Origin of the sequence: Devosia ureilytica, from assembly GCF_024273195.1 — a bacterium.
Lineage (GTDB): Bacteria > Pseudomonadota > Alphaproteobacteria > Rhizobiales > Devosiaceae > Devosia > Devosia ureilytica.
On record NZ_JAMZCU010000001.1, the window covers coordinates 768458 to 789099 of the forward strand.

The following is a 20642-nucleotide window of genomic DNA, read 5'->3' on the forward strand; positions in this document are numbered from 1 at the left end:
GTGCTCACCCTCCGCCCCTACGCCCCTGCCGATCTCGATGCGCTTTATGCCATCTGCCTGCAGACGGCGGACGCGGGCAAGGATGCAACTGCGCTGCACAATGATCCGCAGCTGGTCGGCCACATCTACTCGGCGCCCTATGGTGTGCTTGAGCCAGGCAATGTCTTCGTGGCTGAAGATGACGAGGGCGTCGCGGGCTATGTGGTGGGCACCTATGACACCAGCGCCTTCATAGACCGGCTGGAGCACGAATGGTGGCCGGCCTTGCGCCAGCGCTATGCAGGTGCCGCCGGCCTGACCGCTGCCGATCAGCAGCGGGTCGACAGCATCATGAAGCCCGGCCATCCGCCAGCGGACCTCGTGGCCAGCTATCCCGCCCACATCCACATGAACCTCTTGCCGCGCCTGCGGGGGCAGCGCGTCGGGACTCGCCTCCTCGATCTCTGGATCGCACAGGCCAAGGCCAATGGCGTCTCGGGCATCCATCTGGGGGCGAGCGCCAGCAATACCGGCGGCATCGCGTTCTGGACCCGCTCCGGCTTCACACCGTGGCGCAAAGAACCGGGCGTCGTCTGGTTCGGGATGCGCCTTTAGGAAACAGGCGCGACCAGCACCTTGTCGATGCGGTGACCATCAAGGTCCACAACCTCGAAACGCAGGCCATCACTCTCGAAGCTTTCACCGACAACCGGCATGTGGTTGACATGCGACAGGACATAACCCGCAAGCGTCTCGTATCGGGCGTCCTTGGGAATATCGATATTGAAGCGCTCGCTGAAGTCGTGCACCGGCATCCAGCCGGCGACTAGCCATGAGCCATCCTTGCGCTGGGTCAGCGCCGGCTCGTCGCCTGGACCCTCGTTATAAATGCCGGTGATCACTTCGAGCACATCGCCATAGGTGACGATGCCTTCGAAGTGACCGTATTCGTCTACGACCAAGGCCATCTGCGCCCGCGCCTGGCGCATGGTCTCGACCACGTCGAGCGCGTCGGCATGCTCCATCACCACCGGCATTTGCTTCACCAGTGACCGGAGATCCGGCTGCCGTCCTGCTGCCAAGCTCGGCAGCAGGTCGGAAAGCGCCAGCACACCAAGGATAGAGTCGGCATCATGTTCTTGTACCAGCACCTTGGTGTGCGTGGTCTCGAGCATGATCTTGAGATTGTCTTCGTAGCTGTCCTCAAGGTCGATAGTCACGACGTCGAGACGCGGGGTCATGATGCCGCGCGCCGACCGGTCGGCGAGGCGCATGACACCTGCGATCATGGAATGTTCTTCGGTTTCGAAAATTCCCGCATTTGTCGCCTCGGCAATGATGGTGCGGACCTCCTCCTCGGTCACGGAGTTTTCTGAAGCACCGCTCTGCCCAAGCAGGCGCAGGACCAGTTGACCGGAAATATCGAGCAGCCAGACGACCGGCGTGCCGATGCGGGCAAGGATCGCCATGGGCTGGGCTACGCGTGCGGCCACGGCTTCGGGGTTACGCAGCGCGATCTGCTTGGGCACCAGTTCGCCCAGAATCAATGAGCCATAAGTGATCAGAACCACCACGACGCCAACGCCGGCGATGTCAGCAATGTTGTCCGGCACGCCGACCTGCTCAAGCCAGGCGGTGAGGCGCAGGCCGAGCGTGGCGCCGGAAAAAGCGCCCGAAAGAATGCCCACGAGGGTAATGCCGATCTGCACCGAAGACAGAAATTTGCCCGGTTCCTCGGCAAGTCGCATGGCCGTGGCTGCGCCCTTGTCACCCTGATCGGCCAGGACTTTCAAGCGGGCGGAGCGGGATGAAACAACGGCCAGTTCGGACATGGCCAGAGCGCCGTTCACCAGAACCAGAACGACGACAATGAGAATTTCTGTAAGCAAAACAGAGCACTATTGGCACGCCGCGACCAATGGCGGGGTGTTACGACACGCCCACTATAGGGCAAGCGGGCGTGGCGTGAATAGAATTCTGGTCGCCGAGGCGGCTACTTCTTGTCGACGTAGGGGTTCTTGCCGCCCCGCAGCCACAGGCGGATTGGTGTGCCCTTCATATCAAAGGCTTCGCGCATGCCGTTGACCAGATAGCGCTGATATGAGGCCGGGACCACATCGGGGCGTGAGGCAAAGATGATGAAGCTCGGCGGCCGGGTCTTGGCCTGCGTCATGTAGCGCATCTTGAGGCGACGGCCAGAGACGGCCGGAGGCGGATGCCCCTCGATCATGCCAGCCAGCCAGCGATTGAGCCGGGAGGTGGAAACGTGCGAATTCCAGCTCCGCTCAATGGTGAAGATGGCTTCCATGAGCTTGTCGATATTGCGCCCGGTGAGACCAGAGATGGTCACCAGCGGCACGCCGCGCAGTTGCGGCAGCAGCCGTTCACACTCTTCGCGCAGTTCAGACAGGGCCTTGTTCTTGTCCTCGATCAGATCCCACTTGTTGAGTGCGATGACCATGGCACGGCCTTCGCGCTCGACCAAATCGGCCAGGGCCAGATCCTGTTTTTCGAACGGGACAGTGGCGTCGAGCATCAAAACGACGACTTCGGCGTATTGTATGGAGCGCAGGCTGTCGCCCACGGCCAGCTTTTCGAGTTTACCGGTCACGCGGGAGCGACGTCGGATACCGGCCGTATCCACCAAGTTGATGGTGCGGCCTTCCCATTCCCAGGGTACGAGAATGCTGTCGCGGGTGATGCCGGCCTCGGGGCCCACGAGCACGCGGTCTTCACCGACCATGCGGTTGACCAGGGTGGATTTGCCGGCATTGGGGCGCCCCACAATGGCGACGTTGAGGTAGCGGCGCGGATTCCAGCGCAGCGTCGCGTCGTCGCCCTCGCCTTCCAGCATATCGGGGGTAATGTCGACATCGACCTCGGGCATAATGTCGAGATCGTCGGCGATTTCAGCGCCGGCCGCTTCCAATTCCGCCTTGCGCTCTTCGGCCTTGTCGATGGCGGCAGAGACGATGGAATAAAGTTCGGACAGGCCCAGGCCGTGCTCGGCGGACAGCGCGATAGGTTCGCCAAAGCCGAGCTTGAAGGCTTCCACCAAACCGTGTTCGGCGGACTTGCTTTCGGCCTTGTTGCCGACGAGGTGAACCTGCTTGCCGGCCTTGCGCAGCACCTGGGCAAAGCGCTGGTCGAGCGGCACCACACCCGCCCGAGCATCGATCATGAACAGGATCACGTCGGCATCACGGATGGCCAGCTCGGTCTGCTGGCGCATACGGTCTTCGAGGCTACCGTCGGTCACGTCCTCGTAACCGGCGGTATCAAGGATCTTGAACGTCAGATCGGCAATATGCCCCTCGGCCTCACGACGGTCGCGGGTGACGCCCGGCGTGTCATCGACCAGCGCGATCTTGCGACCGACAAGACGGTTGAAAAGGGTCGATTTGCCGACATTGGGACGGCCGACAATGGCAACGGTGACCGTCATACGGTATCCCCTGAAAGGCAGCCGATTATTCGGCTGCGGGCTCGACAGCGACATCGGCCGGGGCGTCGCCCTGAACAATCGCGTCAATGGATTGGGCGGCAGCTTCCGCAGGGTCCTCGGCCGTGACCGAGCCTTCCGCCAACATCTGCGCCAGATAATAGGCCATGCGGTTGCGAATGCCGGACTGGGCCAGCGGGTCGTTGATCACGGCCTCAAAGCTTGCCTCGGCGGCCGCGAAGTCGCCGGCCTTGTATTGAGCCAGGCCCAGCAATTCGCGGGCGACACGGCGCATCTGGGAATCGTCGGTGGCAAGCGTTGCGACCCGCGCCTCGACATCGCTGAGCGATCCGGCGTCGACCAGAATATTGCCGGCCAGCAGCAGCGCCAGTTCGCGCAGGCGCTGGTTGGACTGATTATTGGCCAGTGCGTCATAGGCGGCCACGGCCCCTGCACTATCGCCCTGCTCAGCCAGCAACGCCGCCTTGCGGAACTCGGCCAGCACCGGGTAACCGCCCGAGCCATTGGCGGCCAGCGCATCGAGCTGGGCCTGTGCATCGGCCAGATTGTCGCTTTCGGCAGCGTCCAGCGCCGCATAGAGCTGTTCGGAGGCCGCAGCGGACTGGCTGTTGGTGTACCAGGACCAACCCTCATTGACCGCCACCAGGGCCACAATGGCGATGGCGCCACCAATGACAAAGGGGGCAAAACGACGCCACAAGGCGCGCATCCGGTCGGAGCGCAGTTCCTCGTCGATTTCGTTGAAGATGTTCTCGTTGGACATGGCCAGCCTAGGCTCGAATATAAAAGTGGGGGAGCATTATCATGCGCCCCCAGGATTGCAAACTAGCTGGACTGCCTGTTCGTGGCCCGACAAGTTCCTGCGAGCACAAGTCTAGCGTGAAACGCGATGGTGGGGATTACTCCCACTCGATCGTCCCGGGCGGCTTGCTCGTCACGTCATAGACCACCCGGTTGATGCCGCGCACTTCGTTGATGATGCGGGTGGCGGTCTTGCCGAGGAAGTTCATGTCGAACTGGTAGAAGTCCGCGGTCATGCCATCGACGGAGGTGACGGCGCGCAGGGCGCAGACGAATTCATAGGTGCGGCCGTCGCCCATGACGCCGACGGTCTGGACCGGCAGCAAAACGGCGAAGGCCTGCCAGATCTTGTCGTATTGACCCGACTTGCGGATCTCATCGAGATAGATCGCGTCGGCCTGGCGCAAGATGTCGAGCTTTTCAGGCGTAATCCCGCCGGGGCAGCGGATGGCGAGGCCCGGCCCCGGGAAGGGGTGGCGGCCGATAAAGCTTTCGGGAATGCCCAATTCGCGGCCCAGCGCCCGGACTTCATCCTTGAACAGCTCGCGCAGCGGCTCGACGAGCTGCATATTCATGCGCTCGGGCAGACCGCCAACATTGTGATGGCTCTTGATGGTGACCGAAGGGCCGCCGGTGAAGGAGACGCTTTCGATAACGTCGGGGTAAAGCGTGCCCTGGGCCAGGAATTCGGCGCCGCCGAGCTTCTTGGCTTCCTCCTCGAACACTTCGATGAACAGACGGCCGATGATCTTGCGCTTGGTCTCGGGATCGACCTGGCCTTCAAGTTCGCCGATGAACTGCTTTTCGGCATCGACATGGACCAGCGGGATATTGAACTGATCGCGGAACATGGTGACGACCTGTTCGCTCTCATTGAGGCGCATCAGGCCGTGGTCGACATAGATGCAGGTGAGCTGGTCACCAATGGCCTCGTGGATCAGGACGGCGGCAACGGAGGAATCAACGCCGCCGGAGAGGCCGCAGATGACCTTGCCGGTGCCGACCTGCTCGCGGATCTTCTCGACCATTTTCTGGCGATAGGCCGACATGGTCCAATTGCTGGCGATGCCGCAGATCTTGTGGACGAAATTGGCGTAGAGCTTGGCGCCATCGGGGGTGTGCACCACTTCAGGGTGGAACTGCACGGCCCAGATGCGGCGCGCCTCGTTGGCGATCATGGCAAAGGGCGCATTGGCCGAGGTGCCGACGACCTCGAACCCTTCGGGCAGGGCTACGACGCGATCGCCGTGGCTCATCCAGACCTGATGGTCGGAGCCGATATCCCAGGTGCCATCAGAAAGGCTGTTGGCCTTGTGTACCGTAACTTCGGCACGACCAAATTCGCGGTGATGGCCGGCCTCGACCTTGCCACCAAGGGCCATGCAGAGCGCCTGCTGGCCATAGCAGATCCCGAGAATCGGCACATTGGCATCAAGGATCGACTGATCGATGGTCGGCGCGTTCTCGTCCAGAGTTGAGGCGGGGCTACCCGAGAGCACCACACCCTTGGGATTCAACTCCGCCATGGCCGCACCTGCGGACTGGAAGGGGTGGATTTCGCAATAGACCCCCGTCTCACGAATGCGCCGGGCAATCAGCTGCGTAACCTGCGAGCCGAAATCGACGATGAGGATGGTATCGTTGCGGGGGGCGGTGTCTGGGTGCTGCATGGCGAGGCTTTAGCCTCGCCAAAGCGATTGTGCAAGCATGGCGTTACGGGATGGGCCATGCAGCGCGAGCAGGGCTTGCCAGCGCCTACGCCCTCAGTTGAGAAGCGCGATGGACAGGTTGAGATAACCGGCAAAACTGACCCAGGCGATATAGGGCACGAACAACCATGGCGCGATGTTATCGTGCTGGCGCGAGGCGAGGATAAATCCGGCAATCGACAGCCACATGGCGACCAGAATGGCGAAGGCCGCCCAGGGCATCTGGGCCAGGAACCAGACCGGCGACCAGGCCCAGTTGAGCAGCATCTGAGCGCCCCAGAATTTCATTGCCGCAGAGTGCGGCGCGGCGACCCATATGCGCCAGCCGGCGACGGCAATCATCACATAGAGCGCGAACCAGACTGGGCCGAACACCCAATTGGGCGGATTGAGCGGCGGCTTGGTGAGGCTCTCGTACCAGGCGCCGGGGGCGGACTGCGTGCCGATCAGGGCGCCCACGCCGATGACCAGGACGAGGAACACGGCCAGGGCGATCCAGGGGGCGGGTGAGCGATAATCGGTGGTGGTAGCGGACATATTGGTCTCTCAAACAGAGGTTCTATTGAGAGAACGTAGGGAATGGGCCGGCGGTTCACCTTGCATGCAAGGTTACAACTGGCGTGCCCCTCATCTGGGGCTGCGCGCCACCTTCTCCCCGAGGGGGAGAAGAATAAGACCGGCGCACTTCCTGTTCATCTTCCCCTCGGGGAGAGGCGGGGGCTTGTCAGGCCTTGCGCAGCAGGTGGCAGTAGAAGCCATCCGTGTTGGTTCGGCGCGGGGTGAGGCAGATGCCGCCGCCATTTGTTGCGAGGCCTTCGGGCAGGTCGGTGATCAGGGCCTGGCGCCAGGCCCTGGCCATGTCGATGGTCTGGAACCCTGAATTGGCGGCGAGGAAGGCGGCGGTCTGATCGTCGTTCTCCTCGGGGAGAATGGAACAGGTGATATAGACCAGCGTGCCGCCCGGCTTCACATAGCGTGCCGCTTCTACCAAAAGCGCTGCCTGCTCGGACTGGCGCTGCGCCAGCAATTCCGGCGTCAGTTTCCACTTGGTGTCGGGGCGGCGGCGCCAGGTTCCCGTGCCGGTGCACGGTGCATCGACAACGACGCGGTCCATTTTGCCGATCAGATCATCGAGGGCGCCGTCATTGGGCGCGCGGACCTGCGCATTGCGGACGCCGTTGCGCTTGAGGCGGTCATAGATCGGCGCCAGGCGGGAGCGGTCGCTGTCATAGGCAAAGATCTGCCCCTTGTTGCCCATGGTGGCGGCGAGCGCCAGCGTCTTGCCCCCTGCCCCGGCGCAGAGGTCCAGCACCTGCTCGCCTTCGCGCGCGCCGGCGAGGGCCGCAACGATCTGGCTGCCTTGGTCCTGCACCTCAAACCAGCCCTTCTGATAGCCCTCGTCCGTCGTGACATTGGGGGTGCGTGCGTCGCGTGGACCGGCCGGCATGGTGATGCCAAAAGGGGCGATGGTGGTGGGCTGCGGCGCGAAGCGGGCCAGCGATTTCACTACCTTTTCCGGCCCGGCCTTGAGAGCATTGGCGCGCAGGTCGAGCGAGGGGCGCCCCGCCATGGCCGCGCCCTCGGCAATCCAGTCGGCACCGAAGGCGCGCTCCAGCGAGGGCACCAGCCATTGGGGGAAATCGGATTGGGCCACTGGCGGGGCCTTGGACAGGTCCGCGGTGGCGCCGGCGACTTCGGCTTCGCTCAAGGCTTCGGGCGCGTGGCTGTCGTCGGCAAAGGCGGCGTTGAGCGCTTCGGGTGTCTCGCCCCAATCGCGCATGGCGACGGCCAAGACAAGTGCGCGGGGGCTATCGCTGCCCATTGCGGCTGCGTGGGAGGCCCGCTTGCGCAGGGCGTCGTAAACGAGATTGCCAATGGCCGCCCGATCCCCTGCCCCGGCGAAGCGGTTGTTGATGCCCCAGGCCTTGAGCGCTTCCGAGACGGGACGGTGGCGCGTCTCAACGTCGGTCAGAACTTCAATGGCGGCGGCAAGACGGCCGGGGAGACGCATGGGTCAGGCACTCGGGAGCATGAGAATTCGGAAGACGAGCCATAGCCAGAACAGGGCCAGGACCGCAAGGCCGGCTGTATAGACGACAAAGCGCCGATAGACGCGATTGGTGGTGACGTGAATGGCCGCGTGCAGGTAGCGAAGGGCCACGAAGAGAACGGCGAGAGCGACACTGAACCAGTCAGCGGCATGAGTGAGCAGTAGCAGAATGGTGCCGATGAAAAACAGGACCGGCAGTTGAAACTGATTGTCGAAGCTGTTGGAGAGCAAGCGTGCCTTTAAGGGGTAGGCGGTGCGTTCGACGGCAATATCCGCGATCTTGATTTCGCCACGAGCGATGCGAGGGACCCGCTCGAACCCGAGCCAGAAGACGAGACCCATGGCGAGGAAGGCCTGAAGAGCCATGGCAAGGATCAGCAGCTTGTCGAGAAGGGGCACAATGAAGCTCCAGCAGAGAATCGCGGTTTTTCAGTAACGGCTTGTAGCAGAATCGGTTTTGCGGACGTGCCAAATTGCTGCGCGGCTCGGGAGCCCGCAGGTTTGACTACACGGTGAAAAGCGGCTTTCGCCCCGAAGGTATTCGTAAAGAAGAGGCGAAAGCCGCTTCCCACGATCGGGATTTGTGACGCATGCATCGAGCGGCCCCCTTGCAGGTGCTCATCCCCTGGGCTGTCGGCGCAGACCTTTGGCCCGGATGTTTTTAGACATCCATCGCCGCCTGTCGCCAGTCGCTTCGGTTGAGCGGCCGGTGGTCAGCATACACGCCCCCGCCCGATCGACACCGTGCGGCCCGTCTCCCCACCCGATGCTTCGTCGGCACCGCGTGTTGCCGGTGGGGATGGAGGGAGTATGGGAGAGGTTTGGGGTGCGGGGATAAAATTTATCTCCGAGGGCATTTTTGTTGCAGAGGATACCCCCACCCAGTTTCCCTATGGCCTGAAGGCCAAGCTTCACTACCTCCCCCTGATAGGGGGAGGAGCGCAGGGACGAGAGTCAGGCCGGTGGGGACATGGACCCAGTGCGCGAGCACCCCTTCCAGCTCTGCTACGGCCCTTTGGGCCTGGCGACGCCGCCTCCCCCGTCGAAGGGGGAGGTGGCACGGCTTTCTACCGCCCGCTGCGGTAGTTCGGGGCTTCGCGAGTGATGGTCACGTCGTGGACGTGGCTTTCGCTGAGGGCGGCGCCGGAGATCTTCACGAACACCGAGTTGTCGCGGAAGTCCTGCAACGTGTGGGCGCCAGTATAGCCCATGGAGGCGCGCAGGCCCCCGGCGAGCTGATGCAGCACGGCGTTGACGGGGCCCTTGTAGGGCACCTGGCCCTCGATGCCCTCGGGCACCAGCTTCATCTGGTCGCGCACGTCCTGCTGGAAATAGCGGTCGGCGGAACCGGCGCCCATGGCGCCCACCGAGCCCATGCCGCGATAGGATTTGTAGGAGCGCCCCTGATAGAGGAACACTTCGCCCGGCGCTTCGTCGGTGCCCGCCAGGAGCGAGCCGACCATGACGCAGGAGGCGCCACCCGCGAGGGCCTTGGCCATGTCGCCGGAGAATTTGATACCGCCATCGGCAATGACCGGCACGCCTGACTTGCTGGCCTCTTCAGCGCAGCCCATGACGGCGGCCAGTTGCGGCACGCCAACGCCAGCAACGATGCGGGTGGTGCAGATGGAGCCGGGGCCGATACCGACCTTGACCGCGTCGGCGCCCGCATCGATGAGCGCGCGCGTGGCCTCGGCGGTGGCGACATTGCCGGCGACGATGCGGGTGGAATTGCTCTCGCGTTTGACCCGCTCGACCGCTTCGGCAACCCGCACGGAGTGGCCATGGGCGGTGTCGATGACGAGGAGATCAACTCCGGCGTCGATCAGGGCCAGCGAACGCTCGAAGCCGGCATCACCGACGGTGGAGGCGGCGGCAACGCGCAGGCGCCCCTGCTCGTCCTTGACGGCATTGGGGTGCAGCTGGGCCTTTTCGATGTCTTTGACAGTGATCAGGCCGATGCAACGATAGTCGGCATCCACCACCAGCAGCTTTTCGATGCGGTGGCGATGGAGCAGGACCTTGGCCTCCTCCTTGGAAACGCCATCGCGCACGGTGATGAGGTTTTCGCGGGTCATCAGCTCGGAGATGGGCTGATTGGGATTGGAGGCAAAGCGCACATCGCGGTTGGTGAGAATGCCCACCAGCTTGCCAATGGCCCGACCGCCGGAGCCGCCGTTTTCAACCACGGGAATGCCGGAAATGCGGCTCTGCTGCATCAGGGCCAACGCATCGGCCAGAGTCGCGTCGGGGCCGATGGTGATGGGATTGACCACCATGCCGCTTTCAAACGACTTGACCATGCGGACCTGCTCGGCCTGCTCAGTGGCGGTGAGGTTCTTGTGGATGACGCCCATGCCGCCGGCCTGGGCCATGGCAATGGCCATATTGGCCTCGGTGACGGTATCCATGGCCGAGGACAGGATGGGCAGCTTGAGCGCTATGTCCTTGGTAACATAGGTGGAAATGTCAGTTTCGGTGGGCAGGATATCGGAGCGCGCCGGCTGCAGCAGCACGTCGTCAAAGGTGAGCGCCGCATCGCCGGTGATAGTGGTAATAATCTTCGCCAAGGCCAGACCCTTCCTGCCTTCTGATCAAATCAGAGATGTTGGAGTGTGAACCGGGCCGGTGGACTCGCCGGGTTCAGGTTGGCGAGGGTCAATAGCACCCAAGGCTGGCTTTGCCTAGTGCCCCGATTTGCGCCATGATCAGCACGCATGGCAGGGAGGCGCTGATGAGCCGGAAACGTGTTGTGGCGGGCCTGTTGATATTGGCAAGCGGCGCGGTTGTCGCCGATGAACTGACCGATTTGGTGCCGGCCGAGACAGGCGCCGCAGCCTGCTGGCAGCGCATCTATGATGCGCCGCATCTGGCGGCCCACCCCGACCAGCAGGTCGCCGCGATGACCCTTTCGCTGAACTTTGCCGCCTATGACGACACTGACCCCGGCATGCACTATTTCGGCATGGATGTGACCCTGCGCGACGGACGACGAGGCGAAACCGGCGGCGCGTGCCGGACCAATGATGATGGCAGGGTGAACTGTGGCGTGGAGTGTGACGGGGGCGGGATACAAATCCGCCTGCGCCCGGACGGATCGCTGCTGGCAGACCTGGAAGCCTATGGCTTTATCCGGGTGGAGGGGGAATGCGCGAGCAGTGGCGAGGGCTCAAGCTTTTCGCTCGAGCCCGGCCTGGATGACAAGCAGTTCCTGCTGCACCCTGCTGATGGCAAACTGTGCAAGGGACTGCTGACGCAGTGGTGAACTGGTTTCGCCCAAAGGATGAGCATTTTTGCACTATGCGGACCGGCAACGGCGGCCCATAGTCCTCCAACCGCGTTCGCGGTTTTTTCATTTACCCGGTCATTGCCTTGATCCGCGTTACTCCGCTCATTCTGGCGGTCGCCCTGTTCATGGAACAGATGGATTCGACTGTCATTGCTACATCCCTGCCCGCCATCGCGGCCGACATCGGCACCGAGCCGATTGCACTCAAACTCGCGCTGACAGCCTATTTCGTGGCGCTGGCCATTTTCATTCCGATCAGCGGGTGGATGGCCGACCGCTTTGGCGCCAAGAACATTTTCCGTCTGGCGATCTTCGTGTTCATGCTCGGCTCGCTGGCCTGTGCCTTCTCCTACTCGCTGGAAACCTTTGTGGCTTCTCGCTTTTTCCAAGGGATAGGCTCATCGATGATGACGCCGGTGGGGCGCCTGCTGCTGGTGCGGTCGACGCCCCGCAATGAATTGGTGGCGGCGATGGCCTGGCTGACTGTGCCGGCGCTGGTGGCCCCGGTGACCGGCCCGCTGATCGGCGGGTTCCTCACCACCTATCTCAGCTGGCACTGGATTTTCTGGATCAACATTCCAATCGGTATTGCCGGGGTTATTCTGTCCAGCATTTACCTCAATGTGCCGGACGAGCGAACGCCAAGACCGGTCGATCTCGTGGGGTTCTTCATTGCGGCGACTGCATTTTCGGGCCTGGTTTTCGGGTTGTCGGTGATCAGCCTGCCGGCCCTGCCGATCATCTATGGTTATCTGACGCTCGCCGTGGGCATGACGGCGGCGCTGCTCTACATTCTGCATGCGCGCAAGACGGCATATCCGCTGCTCGACCTCAAACTCCTGCGCCATCCGCTGTTCCGCTCGGCCATCACCGGCGGATCGTTGTTTCGCATCGGCGTGGGCGCCGTGCCGTTCCTGCTACCGCTGATGCTGCAACTGGGTTTTGGCCTCAACCCGTTCCAATCCGGCGCCATAACCTTCGTGTCGGCGATTGGCGCCATTGGCAGCAAGTTCATTGCCGAGCGGGTGTTTGCACGCTTCGGCTTTCCCAGAGTTCTTGGTTTTGCGGCGCTGTTTGGTGGTCTGCTCATCGCGGCGCAGGGGCTGTTCACGGCCGAGACTTCGGTGCCGGTGATGATGACCGTGCTGATCGTTGGCGGCATCTTGCGCTCGATGTTCTTCACCGGCACCAATGCCATTGGCTATGCCGATATTTCCGATGAAGAAGCCAGCCAGGCCACCGCCATCGTCGCCGTGGGCCAGCAATTGTCCGTGGCCTTCGGCGTGGCCGTGGCCGGCGCCATCCTTGAAACCACAAGCATATTCAGCGGTGGTCACCTGACCCTGCTCAATTTCCAGATTGCGTTTTTTACAGTCGGCGGCATGAGCGCGCTGGCTGGTCTTATCTATTTCCGTCTTCCACACGATGCCGGCAGCAATGTTTCCGGCCACCGTGCCATCGCCAAGGAGTGAGCGACCCGATCCGGGTCGACAAGTATAGTGTCCCGCGCAACGCCCCTTATTCTCGCCACCGCGCTGTTCATGGAAAACATGGACTCAACGGTCATCGCCACCTCGCTGGCGGCCATCGCTGCCGATATCGGGACCGATCCGATTTCGCTGAAGCTGGCGCTGACTGCCTATCTCGTGGCGCTGGCCATTTTCATCCCGATTTCGAGCTGGATGGCTGACCGATTCGGCGCAAGGCGCGTGTTCCGCATCGCCATGCTGGTGTTCCTGATCGGATCAATCGCCTGCGCTTTTTCAAGCTCACTGGCGCAATTTGTCGGTGCGCGCTTCGTCCAGGGGATGGGCGGCGCCATGATGGGTCCGGTGGCGCGGCTGGTGCTGGTGCGGATGACCCCGCGCCACAGGCTGGTGGACGCCATGGCCTGGCTGACCATTCCGGCGCTGATCGGCCCGATTGTCGGCCCGCCCTTTGGCGGTTTTCTCACCACGTATTTTTCCTGGCACTGGATCTTCATCATCAATGTGCCGATTGGCCTGTTGGGCATTGCCCTGGTTGGCCTGGCGCTGCCCAATGAACAGCGCAATCGCCCGCGCAATATCGATGGCAAGGGTTTCGTGCTGGCCGGGCTGGCCTTTGCGCTGTTTGCCTTTGGCTGCTCTGTCGTCAGCCTGCCCGCCCTGCCCCCGATCTATGGCTTCATCGCCGCGGCCGCAGGCCTGGTGCTGGGCTATGCCTATACCAGGCACGCGCTCGCCACCGAATTCCCGCTGCTTGAGCTGCGCCTCCTCAAGGTGCGCAATTTCCGCATCAATATCGCTGCGGGCACGTTTTTCCGCCTGGGCCAGGGCGCGACGCCGTTTCTGTTTCCGCTGATGCTGCAGCTCTCCTTCGGGCTGACGCCCTTTGAAAGCGGCATGGTGACCTTTGCGGGCGCCATCGGCGCGCTGGCGGCCAAGTTTGTCGCCAACTGGATCTTTGCCAACTGGGGATTCAAATATCCGCTCGTCATCTCGACCGCCATCGGCACGGCCGGCATTCTGGTGATGGGGTTCTATGATCCCGCAACGCCCATTCCGCTGATTCTGGCCGTGCTGGTGTTCACCGGCTTCTGGCAATCAACTTTCTGGACCGGGCAGAACGCCTTCACCTTCGCCGATGTGGAGGACAAGGATGCCGGCCAGGCCAATGTGATGAGCCAGGTGTGGGGCCAGCTGATGTTCGCCATGGGCGTGGCCCTGGGCGGCGGCACGCTGGAGCTGGCGCACCGGATACGCGGCGGCCACGAACTGTCCCTCGCCGATTTCCACACGGCGTTTTTCGTTGTGGCGGCGGTGGGGTTCCTGTCGAGCCTGCTTTACCTGCGCCTGCCACGCAACGCCGGCCATCAATTGACCGGCGGGCCGCATGTGCATTGAGGGCGCGGGCGCGCCTCGACACTACTCCCCTTCGGCCGACCGCCCGCCATTGAACCCTTTGGCGACGAGGTAGGCCTCGGCCGAATCTTTGCGGCTCGAGGGTGGCTTGACGTGGATCGTGGTCTTGAAGTGCCGCTTGAGCATATGGAGCAGCTCGTGCTCGGTGCCGCCCTGGAACACCTTGGCGATGAAGACGCCGCCCGGATTGAGCACCTGAATGGCGAATTCGGCGGCAATCTCGATCAGATGCACGATGCGCAAGTGGTCGGTTGGGCGATGGCCGGTGGTGGGCCAGGCCATGTCACTCATCACCACGTCGACGCCATGGCCGCCCATGGCTTCAATCAGCATCTGCGGCGCATCGTCCTCGGTAAAATCCTTCTTGAACAGGATGACGCCGGGGACGGGATCCATGTCGAGATAATCGATGCCGACCACCAGCGGGTTGGCGATGGTGGAGCCAACGGCCTGGGCCGCCACCTGCGACCAGCCGCCCGGCGCCGCGCCCAGATCGACGACGCGCATGCCCTTTTTGAAGAACTTGTGCTTCTCGTCCATCTCCTTGATCTTGAAGGCAGCGCGGGAGCGATAGCCTTCGGCGCGGGCGCGCGCCACATAGGGATCATTGAGCTGGCGTTCGAGCCATTTGGTCGAGGCAACCTTGCGCCCCTTGGCGGTCTTGACCCGGATTTTGAGATCCTTGTCGGACTTGCGGCCGCCTGTCCCCAGCGCCTTGCTATTGGCCATTGCCCTGCCTCCTCGGATAGCGGTTGGGGCGCTTCTGGGCGCGGTCGGCGTCCATCAGCGAAATCAGAATACCTTCGCGCAGGCCACGATCGGCAACGCGCACGCGCTCGGTCGGCCATTCACGGCGAATGGCTTCGAAAATGGCGCAGCCGGGCAGCACCAGATCAGCACGATCCTTGCCGATGCAAGGATGGGCGACACGGCGCTCGAACGGCATGCCGAGCAGCGCACGCATGGTTTCGTCCACCTGGTCACGCCGCATCCACAGTCCGTCGACCTTTTGCCGCTCGTAGCGTTCCAACCCCAGGTGCAGGCCTGCCAGGGTGGTCACGGTGCCGGAGGTGCCGATCAGGTGCACGGGGTGGGTGCCAATCATCTGCCGCAGCTTTTCCCGGCCCCGAAACTGGCGCAGGTGCGAGGCGACAAACTCCACCATGGCCTCGAAGACCTCATGGGTAACATCGATGCCGCCGAACTTTTCGGCAATCGAGACAACGCCCACTGGCAGCGATTGCCAGGAGCGAATCGAGGCCGACATGCGCCCCTGGGCGCGCGGGCGCCCGCCGCGGAAATCGAGCCAGGCCAGTTCCGACGAGCCGCCGCCGATGTCGAACATCAACGCGCCCTGCGCTTCGCCATCAATGAGATCGGCACAGCCGGTGACGGCCAGTTCGGCCTCGGTGCGGCGATCGACGATTTCGAGATCAAGGCCGATTTCGTTCTTCACGCGCTCGAGAAAGGCCGGTCCGTTTTCGGCGGCGCGGCAGGCCTCGGTGGCGATCAGGCGCATGCGGGTGGGCTGGTGGTCGCGCAGCTTGTTGCGGCACTGGCGCAGCGCCTCCATGGTTCGGTCCATGGCCGCATCGCCAAGCCGCCCGGTCACCGAGACCCCCTCGCCCAAGCGGACAATGCGGGTGAAGCCATCGAGCACACGAAAGCCCCGATCATGCGGGCGGGCGATCAGCAGGCGGCAATTATTGGTGCCCAGGTCCAGCGCGGCATAAAGCGGGCCACGCCCGCGGCGCGGATGGGGGGCGGCATGCGTCCGCTGATCCGGCGCGGTTTCGGGCGGCATTGTGCCGACCCGCTCCTTCCGGTCAGAGCCGGAAGGCGCACCGGTCCCTGCCTCGTCCACGAGGGCCGAGGCAGCGGCGGACCGAATAGAATCGGTCACGAGGGCTCCTTCGTGCGCGGTCGCAATGCCCGATAACCGGCCGCGCCCGAACGCACATCATGTTGCGTTGTCGAGAACGACGGTAGAGCAAGGGGGCCGAGAGCGCAATGGATAGGATGTCAGCCGGGAGACGGGCGATGCCGGACACTGAAGTGCGCCGCCCTCTTCCGCCTATAAAGCCCCTGTGGACGGCCCCACTCAGCCGGAAGCAAGATCCTGACACATTTCCTGGCAGCGCACCCCTCCTGGTTGCCCTGCCGAACCGGAAATGTGGAAAGACACATTTCCTGGCAGCACACTCCCTTTTGGTCGCGCTGCCGAACCGGAAATGTGGAAAGACACATTTCCTGGCAGCACACTCCCTTTTGGTCGCGCTGCCGAACCGGAAATGTGGAAAGACACATTTCCTGGCAGCGCACCCCTCCGGGTTGCCCTGCCGAACCGGAACTGTGGAAAGACACATTTCCGGGCAGCACACTCCCTTTTGGTCGCGCTGCCGAACCGGACATGTGGAAAGACACATTTCCGGGCAGCACACTCCCTTTTGGTCGCGCTGCCGAACCGGACATGTGGAAAGACACATTTCCGGGCAGCACACTCCCTTTTGGTCGCGCTGCCGAACCGGAAATGTGGAAAGACACATTTCCTGGCAGCGCTCCGTGCCAGACGCTTGCAATATGGTCGCGCTTTGTCTAATGAGACCCCGCACCGCGCTGCGCAGCCCCTTCGGCTCCGGCATCGGTCAGCCAGCAGGCTCCTGCTGGGGAATAGTTCAATGGTAGAACAGCGGACTCTGACTCCGTCGATCTTGGTTCGAATCCAGGTTCCCCAGCCAGCCTACAAGTCCTTGATTTTGTTGCGTTTTTCTCGTTGGTATTAACTAGCGCGGATAGAACAATACCAGCTTGTGGGAATAGCTGTGGGAATTCTGTTCCCGGTTCAGTCCCACTGCTCAGGTCGTCTTGAGAAACCCGCCATCAATACTCTTGATCGAATCTCCATCCGGTCGGGCCGCCTGCAGCTCAAGTTTCCTGAGTGCCTCTTCGGCCAGGCGAGGATCACGGTTGAGGTAGTGGACATCCATTATCGACTCGACATCCTTCAGGGAGTGACCAGTAAAGGTTGCGATCTGTGATACGGAGGCCCCGGCGAGAGCCAGGCGAGTAACCGCGGTGCCTCGAGTGTCGTGGAAGGTCAATCCCTCGATGCCGCACTTCTTCACCGCTTTACGGAACGAGGTGCTGAACCCGTGCTCAGACCAGGCCTGGCCCCGACTCCGTGCTCGCCTGATAATCGTTTAGCAGCGAGAGAAGGACACCTGTATTCGTTGGGCGCTTTTGGCTCCGCAGGTCATTTGCAACTACAAATGCCGCTATGAATTCTGCCGATCCATATTCATCTGGCAGGCGGGGTCCGCCTTTATAGGCGTAGTAGTGGACCTCAACCTTGCCGTCGGGGCGCTTCCGACGGACACTATTCAGACCCTTGAATGGGTTCTTCAACTTCCCTCTAGGCCTAGGCATTACCACCAGCCTTGATCCAAGCATCCAGAGCGTTGGTCAATGCTCCCGCTGCATAAGTCAGATCATCCGCAGTAAGAAGAACAATGCGTCCAGTGGTCGGATCCAACTCGACCCTCGCGACCTTCATCCCGGCAGCGACAGCACCGTTGATGGCACGCGTGACATCCGCCTGACGGAAGGATGATGGCCTACCCATTTGCAGGTTCCTTGTCGGCTGCCCACTGGATCAGGGTCTCTTCGGCGTAGGTATCTGGCTCATAGCTGACGGCCTTCACATGGACAAATCGGGACGGAATAACTGTTCGCATGGGTCTAGTCTTTACACAGATTGGGCGGCAGCACCTTTGCGTGCGACAGTTATAATTGAATTGGACACAAACTTATTGCATCCGGATGAGATAGTTCATATATATTGATTTTAGAGTGTTGGAATTGTTTGGAAAACAATTGCCGCATTATCGAGATTATTATCCGGCTATTATCTCATAATGCTGTTCTGAAGCAGCTTGCGCACATCAATCGTTGTTGAGCCCGCTACGCAGGTCTGCCGGCCGACACTGCGTGAAGACGTGCCAGGTTTGCCTCAAGCTTGACCGGGTTCCAGCCCTCGATCTCGATGGTGTGTATGCTCCTGAGGTTGTCGGCCTGATGGCGGGGTGGCCCTTCATTGGCTTTGTCAAACAGACCAAATGCGTCTCTCTGACTTGCCTGGTGCCCTTTGAGCGCCAGTGGCGGCAGAAGCACCTCGGCCAAGATAGTCTGATGGCCATGAACCCGAAGTCGGCAGAAAGTGCGATCAGCCAGAGAGATTAAGCAGACCTCTCTCCCGACACCGAGCCCAACATTGTTTCCCAGTCGTCTAGGATGACAGATGGTGAGGGCGCCTTCGATTGGTCTGCGCCAGAGGCGAGCTGCCGGCGATAGTCTGGGTCGGAGATTAGCTTCCGAAGTGATTGAGCCAAGCTCTCCACCCTCCCGCCATCCGGAGTTACCAGTATACCGTTGAGGCCGTGCGCGATCAGTTCGTTGGTTCCAGGACAATCGGCAAATCCAACAGCTGGCAGTCCATGCGCGAGGGCTTCCACTGTCGCCAATCCGAAGCTCTCATAGCGCGACGGAATGACATAAAGTTGCGCCGCACTGTATTCCGCGCCGATATCCTGCACCGTGCCGGCGAGCGTGATCCGGCTCTGAAGTCCAAGACGTGCAATCTCCGCCTCCAGGCGCTCCCGCTCGCTACCGTCGCCGAGGATACGAATACGCCATCCAGGGAAATCGTCTGCCAACAGCCCGAAGGCCTGTATAAGTGTCAGATGATCCTTCTGCGGATGCAGTCGTCCCACGCAGATGATCAGTCCTTCTTCTTTGCCCTTGCCCACGACGTCTGCCCGCCTGCCCGGATCGATCGTGACCAGGTTTGGCAGCACGGTCATCTTGGTCCGGACAATGGCTGGGTAAACCTCCTGCATCTGGATCGATACTGCAGTGAACTGGCGCACCAGGGCGCTGGACACCAACATCGACAGCCACCGTACTGGTAGGCGACGATAGCGTTCGGGGACATTGTGCTCGCTGGCGATGAGTGGCACGCCGGTCATCGCTAGAGCCGCTGCGAGCGGCACGTAGCTTGATGGCATGAACGCCACGGCTACGTCCGGCGCAAATGCGGTGATGGTGCGCCGCGCCGCCGGCAACAAAGCTAGTTGGCCGAGCTTGCTGCCCGATCGCGCTCCAATTTCGAGCCGCCTTATATCCTCATCGAGCCTGTAGAAACTGGGGGCATCCAACGGCTCGAAAGTCATCACCGCCACATCATGCCCGCGCCGGTGAAGGCCATTGACCACATCAACAAACACCCGCTCAGCTCCGCCCCCCAATGTGCTGAGGGACTTGATTGCAAACAGCAGTCTCATTCGCCCGCTTTCAGCAAAACGCTTTCCCATTGGTCGAAACAACGGTCAGGGCTGTAGCGCTGCATCGACTCGACCGCATATTGCCCCTGCGCTGTCCGGCCCTGGGGATCATCCATTAGTTTGGCGAGCGCTTCGGCCAGTGCATTCGCATCGTTCATGCCCGGCGCCAAGACCCCCGACTGTCCCGCTGCGATCAGATCCGGCACGCCCGAGCAGTTTTCGAACCCCACCGAGGGAAGGCCGTGAGCCAGCGCCTCGGCAAGGGCGTTTGGAAAACCCTCCCACCTAGACGGCAGACAGAACAGCTGGGCCGCGGCATATTGGGTCGCTACATCCTGTGTAGCGCCTGGCAAAGCAACCCGTCCCTTCAAGGCCGGCGTCGCAGCGATCATTGCCTCCAGCTTGGCCCGATCCTCGCCCTCGCCCACGATGCGCAGGTCCCAGAGCGAGAAGCGATCCGCCAGTCGCGCAAAGGCCTCGAGCAGCACATCGTAGTTCTTCTGGTAGCTCAGCCGACCGACCGACAGCAGTGTATAGCGGCCATTTGCGCCGGGAGCGCCAGGATTCGCGTGGCGGCTGGCGACGGCCACGGGGTTGGGTGTCTCCACGATCTTGTCCTGCAGAAAAGCCGGATAGCCCAAACGGTAACGGTCGAATTGCACCGTGATCGTCTTGGCAAACCGAAACGAGAACAGTTCGATCTGGCGTTTGCGCTCCGTTCCGGCATGCTCATAGAGCGACGGCGCCGTGCGCTCTGCCGCGACCACCGGGATGCCATGGCCCAACGTATAGAAGGCCATGGGCCGGAATGCACCACCCTGGAACCCCACGATGACGTCAGGCGCGAACGCCTTCACGATCCGGCGCACGTTCGGCGCTCTTTGCAGCCGCAGACCAAGCCCGGCCCGCTGTGCCGGGTTGCCCAGGTCGAGCTTGAACCACTGCACCCTAGGATCAATTGGGTAAAAGGCCTCCGCCGCCGCATGGTCCCAGCTGAACAGCGCCACCTCGTGTCCGCGCCGGGCCATCTCGTTCATGATCGCGATGATCATGCGCTCGACCCCGCCGGCCATGTTGTTCATGGCGCGGGCTGCAAACATCATGCGCAT

General features: G+C 62.1%; 18 protein-coding genes, 1 tRNA gene and 1 pseudogene. 5 read left to right on the forward strand and 15 right to left on the reverse strand.

Features of this window, described 5'->3' with window-relative positions:
* Positions 1-594, forward strand: coding sequence for a GNAT family N-acetyltransferase (locus tag NIM87_RS03725; protein ID WP_254673262.1), 594 nt, complete (start codon positions 1-3; stop codon positions 592-594).
* Here the strand turns inward: NIM87_RS03725 and NIM87_RS03730 are convergent.
* The 8 genes from NIM87_RS03730 to guaB form a co-directional block, all read right to left on the reverse strand.
* Entirely contained in the window at positions 591-1868 is a 1278-nt protein-coding gene (locus NIM87_RS03730; protein WP_269467844.1) for a hemolysin family protein, read from the reverse strand. The genes NIM87_RS03725 and NIM87_RS03730 overlap by 4 nt on opposite strands.
* Before the next feature lie 104 nt (positions 1869-1972).
* The gene (der, locus tag NIM87_RS03735; RefSeq protein ID WP_254673263.1) at positions 1973-3424 is read right to left on the reverse strand and encodes a ribosome biogenesis GTPase Der; all 1452 of its coding nucleotides are present in this window, start codon (positions 3422-3424) and stop codon (positions 1973-1975) included.
* Positions 3425-3449: 25 nt separating this feature from the next.
* Positions 3450-4205 carry a tetratricopeptide repeat protein gene (locus NIM87_RS03740; RefSeq protein ID WP_254673264.1) on the reverse strand — a complete coding sequence of 252 codons (756 nt, stop codon included), beginning with the start codon at positions 4203-4205 and terminating at the stop codon, positions 3450-3452.
* A 136-nt stretch (positions 4206-4341) separates the two neighbouring features.
* On the reverse strand, positions 4342-5913 hold the full coding sequence (gene guaA, locus NIM87_RS03745; protein WP_254673265.1) for a glutamine-hydrolyzing GMP synthase: 1572 nt from the start codon (positions 5911-5913) through the stop codon (positions 4342-4344).
* Positions 5914-6006: 93 nt separating this feature from the next.
* Positions 6007-6489, reverse strand: coding sequence for a TspO/MBR family protein (locus NIM87_RS03750; RefSeq protein WP_254673266.1), 483 nt, complete (start codon positions 6487-6489; stop codon positions 6007-6009).
* A gap of 187 nt (positions 6490-6676) precedes the next feature.
* Entirely contained in the window at positions 6677-7963 is a 1287-nt protein-coding gene (locus tag NIM87_RS03755; protein WP_254673267.1) for an RsmB/NOP family class I SAM-dependent RNA methyltransferase, read from the reverse strand.
* A 3-nt stretch (positions 7964-7966) separates the two neighbouring features.
* The gene (locus NIM87_RS03760) at positions 7967-8401 is read right to left on the reverse strand and encodes an MAPEG family protein (protein ID WP_254673268.1); all 435 of its coding nucleotides are present in this window, start codon (positions 8399-8401) and stop codon (positions 7967-7969) included.
* A gap of 668 nt (positions 8402-9069) precedes the next feature.
* Positions 9070-10572 (reverse strand): IMP dehydrogenase, encoded by a 1503-nt coding sequence (gene guaB, locus NIM87_RS03765; protein ID WP_254673269.1) that lies wholly within the window; start codon positions 10570-10572, stop codon positions 9070-9072.
* Positions 10573-10736: 164 nt separating this feature from the next.
* Between guaB and NIM87_RS03770 the strand changes: the two genes are divergently transcribed.
* The 3 genes from NIM87_RS03770 to NIM87_RS03780 all read left to right on the forward strand — a co-directional run bounded on the left by NIM87_RS03770 (position 10737) and on the right by NIM87_RS03780 (position 14176).
* Positions 10737-11267, forward strand: a complete 531-nt coding sequence (locus tag NIM87_RS03770; protein WP_254673270.1) for a hypothetical protein — start codon at positions 10737-10739, stop codon at positions 11265-11267.
* Between the two features lie 107 nt (positions 11268-11374).
* Complete coding sequence (locus tag NIM87_RS03775; protein WP_415061113.1) at positions 11375-12763, forward strand: MFS transporter; 1389 nt, start codon at positions 11375-11377, stop codon at positions 12761-12763.
* Between the two features lie 27 nt (positions 12764-12790).
* Positions 12791-14176: an MFS transporter gene (locus tag NIM87_RS03780; protein ID WP_254673271.1), complete on the forward strand. Its 1386-nt coding sequence runs from the start codon at positions 12791-12793 to the stop codon at positions 14174-14176.
* 21 nt (positions 14177-14197) lie between these two features.
* Here NIM87_RS03780 and NIM87_RS03785 read toward each other — a convergent pair whose 3' ends face one another.
* Together NIM87_RS03785 and NIM87_RS03790 are read right to left on the reverse strand one after the other, a co-directional pair.
* Complete coding sequence (locus NIM87_RS03785; protein WP_254673272.1) at positions 14198-14923, reverse strand: RlmE family RNA methyltransferase; 726 nt, start codon at positions 14921-14923, stop codon at positions 14198-14200.
* A complete protein-coding gene (locus NIM87_RS03790) occupies positions 14913-16097 on the reverse strand; it encodes a Ppx/GppA phosphatase family protein (protein ID WP_254673273.1) in 1185 nt (394 codons plus the stop codon). The genes NIM87_RS03785 and NIM87_RS03790 overlap by 11 nt, the downstream gene beginning before the upstream one ends.
* A gap of 761 nt (positions 16098-16858) precedes the next feature.
* Between NIM87_RS03790 and NIM87_RS03795 the strand changes: the two genes are divergently transcribed.
* Positions 16859-16932 (forward strand) — tRNA-Gln (locus tag NIM87_RS03795).
* A gap of 117 nt (positions 16933-17049) precedes the next feature.
* Here the strand turns inward: NIM87_RS03795 and NIM87_RS18705 are convergent.
* The 5 genes and pseudogenes from NIM87_RS18705 to NIM87_RS03815 form a co-directional block, all read right to left on the reverse strand.
* Positions 17050-17181, reverse strand: coding sequence for a hypothetical protein (locus tag NIM87_RS18705; protein WP_332017505.1), 132 nt, complete (start codon positions 17179-17181; stop codon positions 17050-17052).
* Positions 17182-17214: 33 nt separating this feature from the next.
* A pseudogene (locus NIM87_RS18710) lies at positions 17215-17391 on the reverse strand (tyrosine-type recombinase/integrase); the annotation flags it as partial.
* A 221-nt stretch (positions 17392-17612) separates the two neighbouring features.
* Positions 17613-17816, reverse strand: a complete 204-nt coding sequence (locus NIM87_RS03805; RefSeq protein WP_254673274.1) for a hypothetical protein — start codon at positions 17814-17816, stop codon at positions 17613-17615.
* A gap of 613 nt (positions 17817-18429) precedes the next feature.
* The gene (locus tag NIM87_RS03810) at positions 18430-19563 is read right to left on the reverse strand and encodes a glycosyltransferase (protein WP_254673275.1); all 1134 of its coding nucleotides are present in this window, start codon (positions 19561-19563) and stop codon (positions 18430-18432) included.
* Positions 19530-20642: a glycosyltransferase family 4 protein gene (locus tag NIM87_RS03815; protein WP_254673276.1), complete on the reverse strand. Its 1113-nt coding sequence runs from the start codon at positions 20640-20642 to the stop codon at positions 19530-19532. Before NIM87_RS03815 ends, NIM87_RS03810 begins: the two co-directional genes overlap by 34 nt.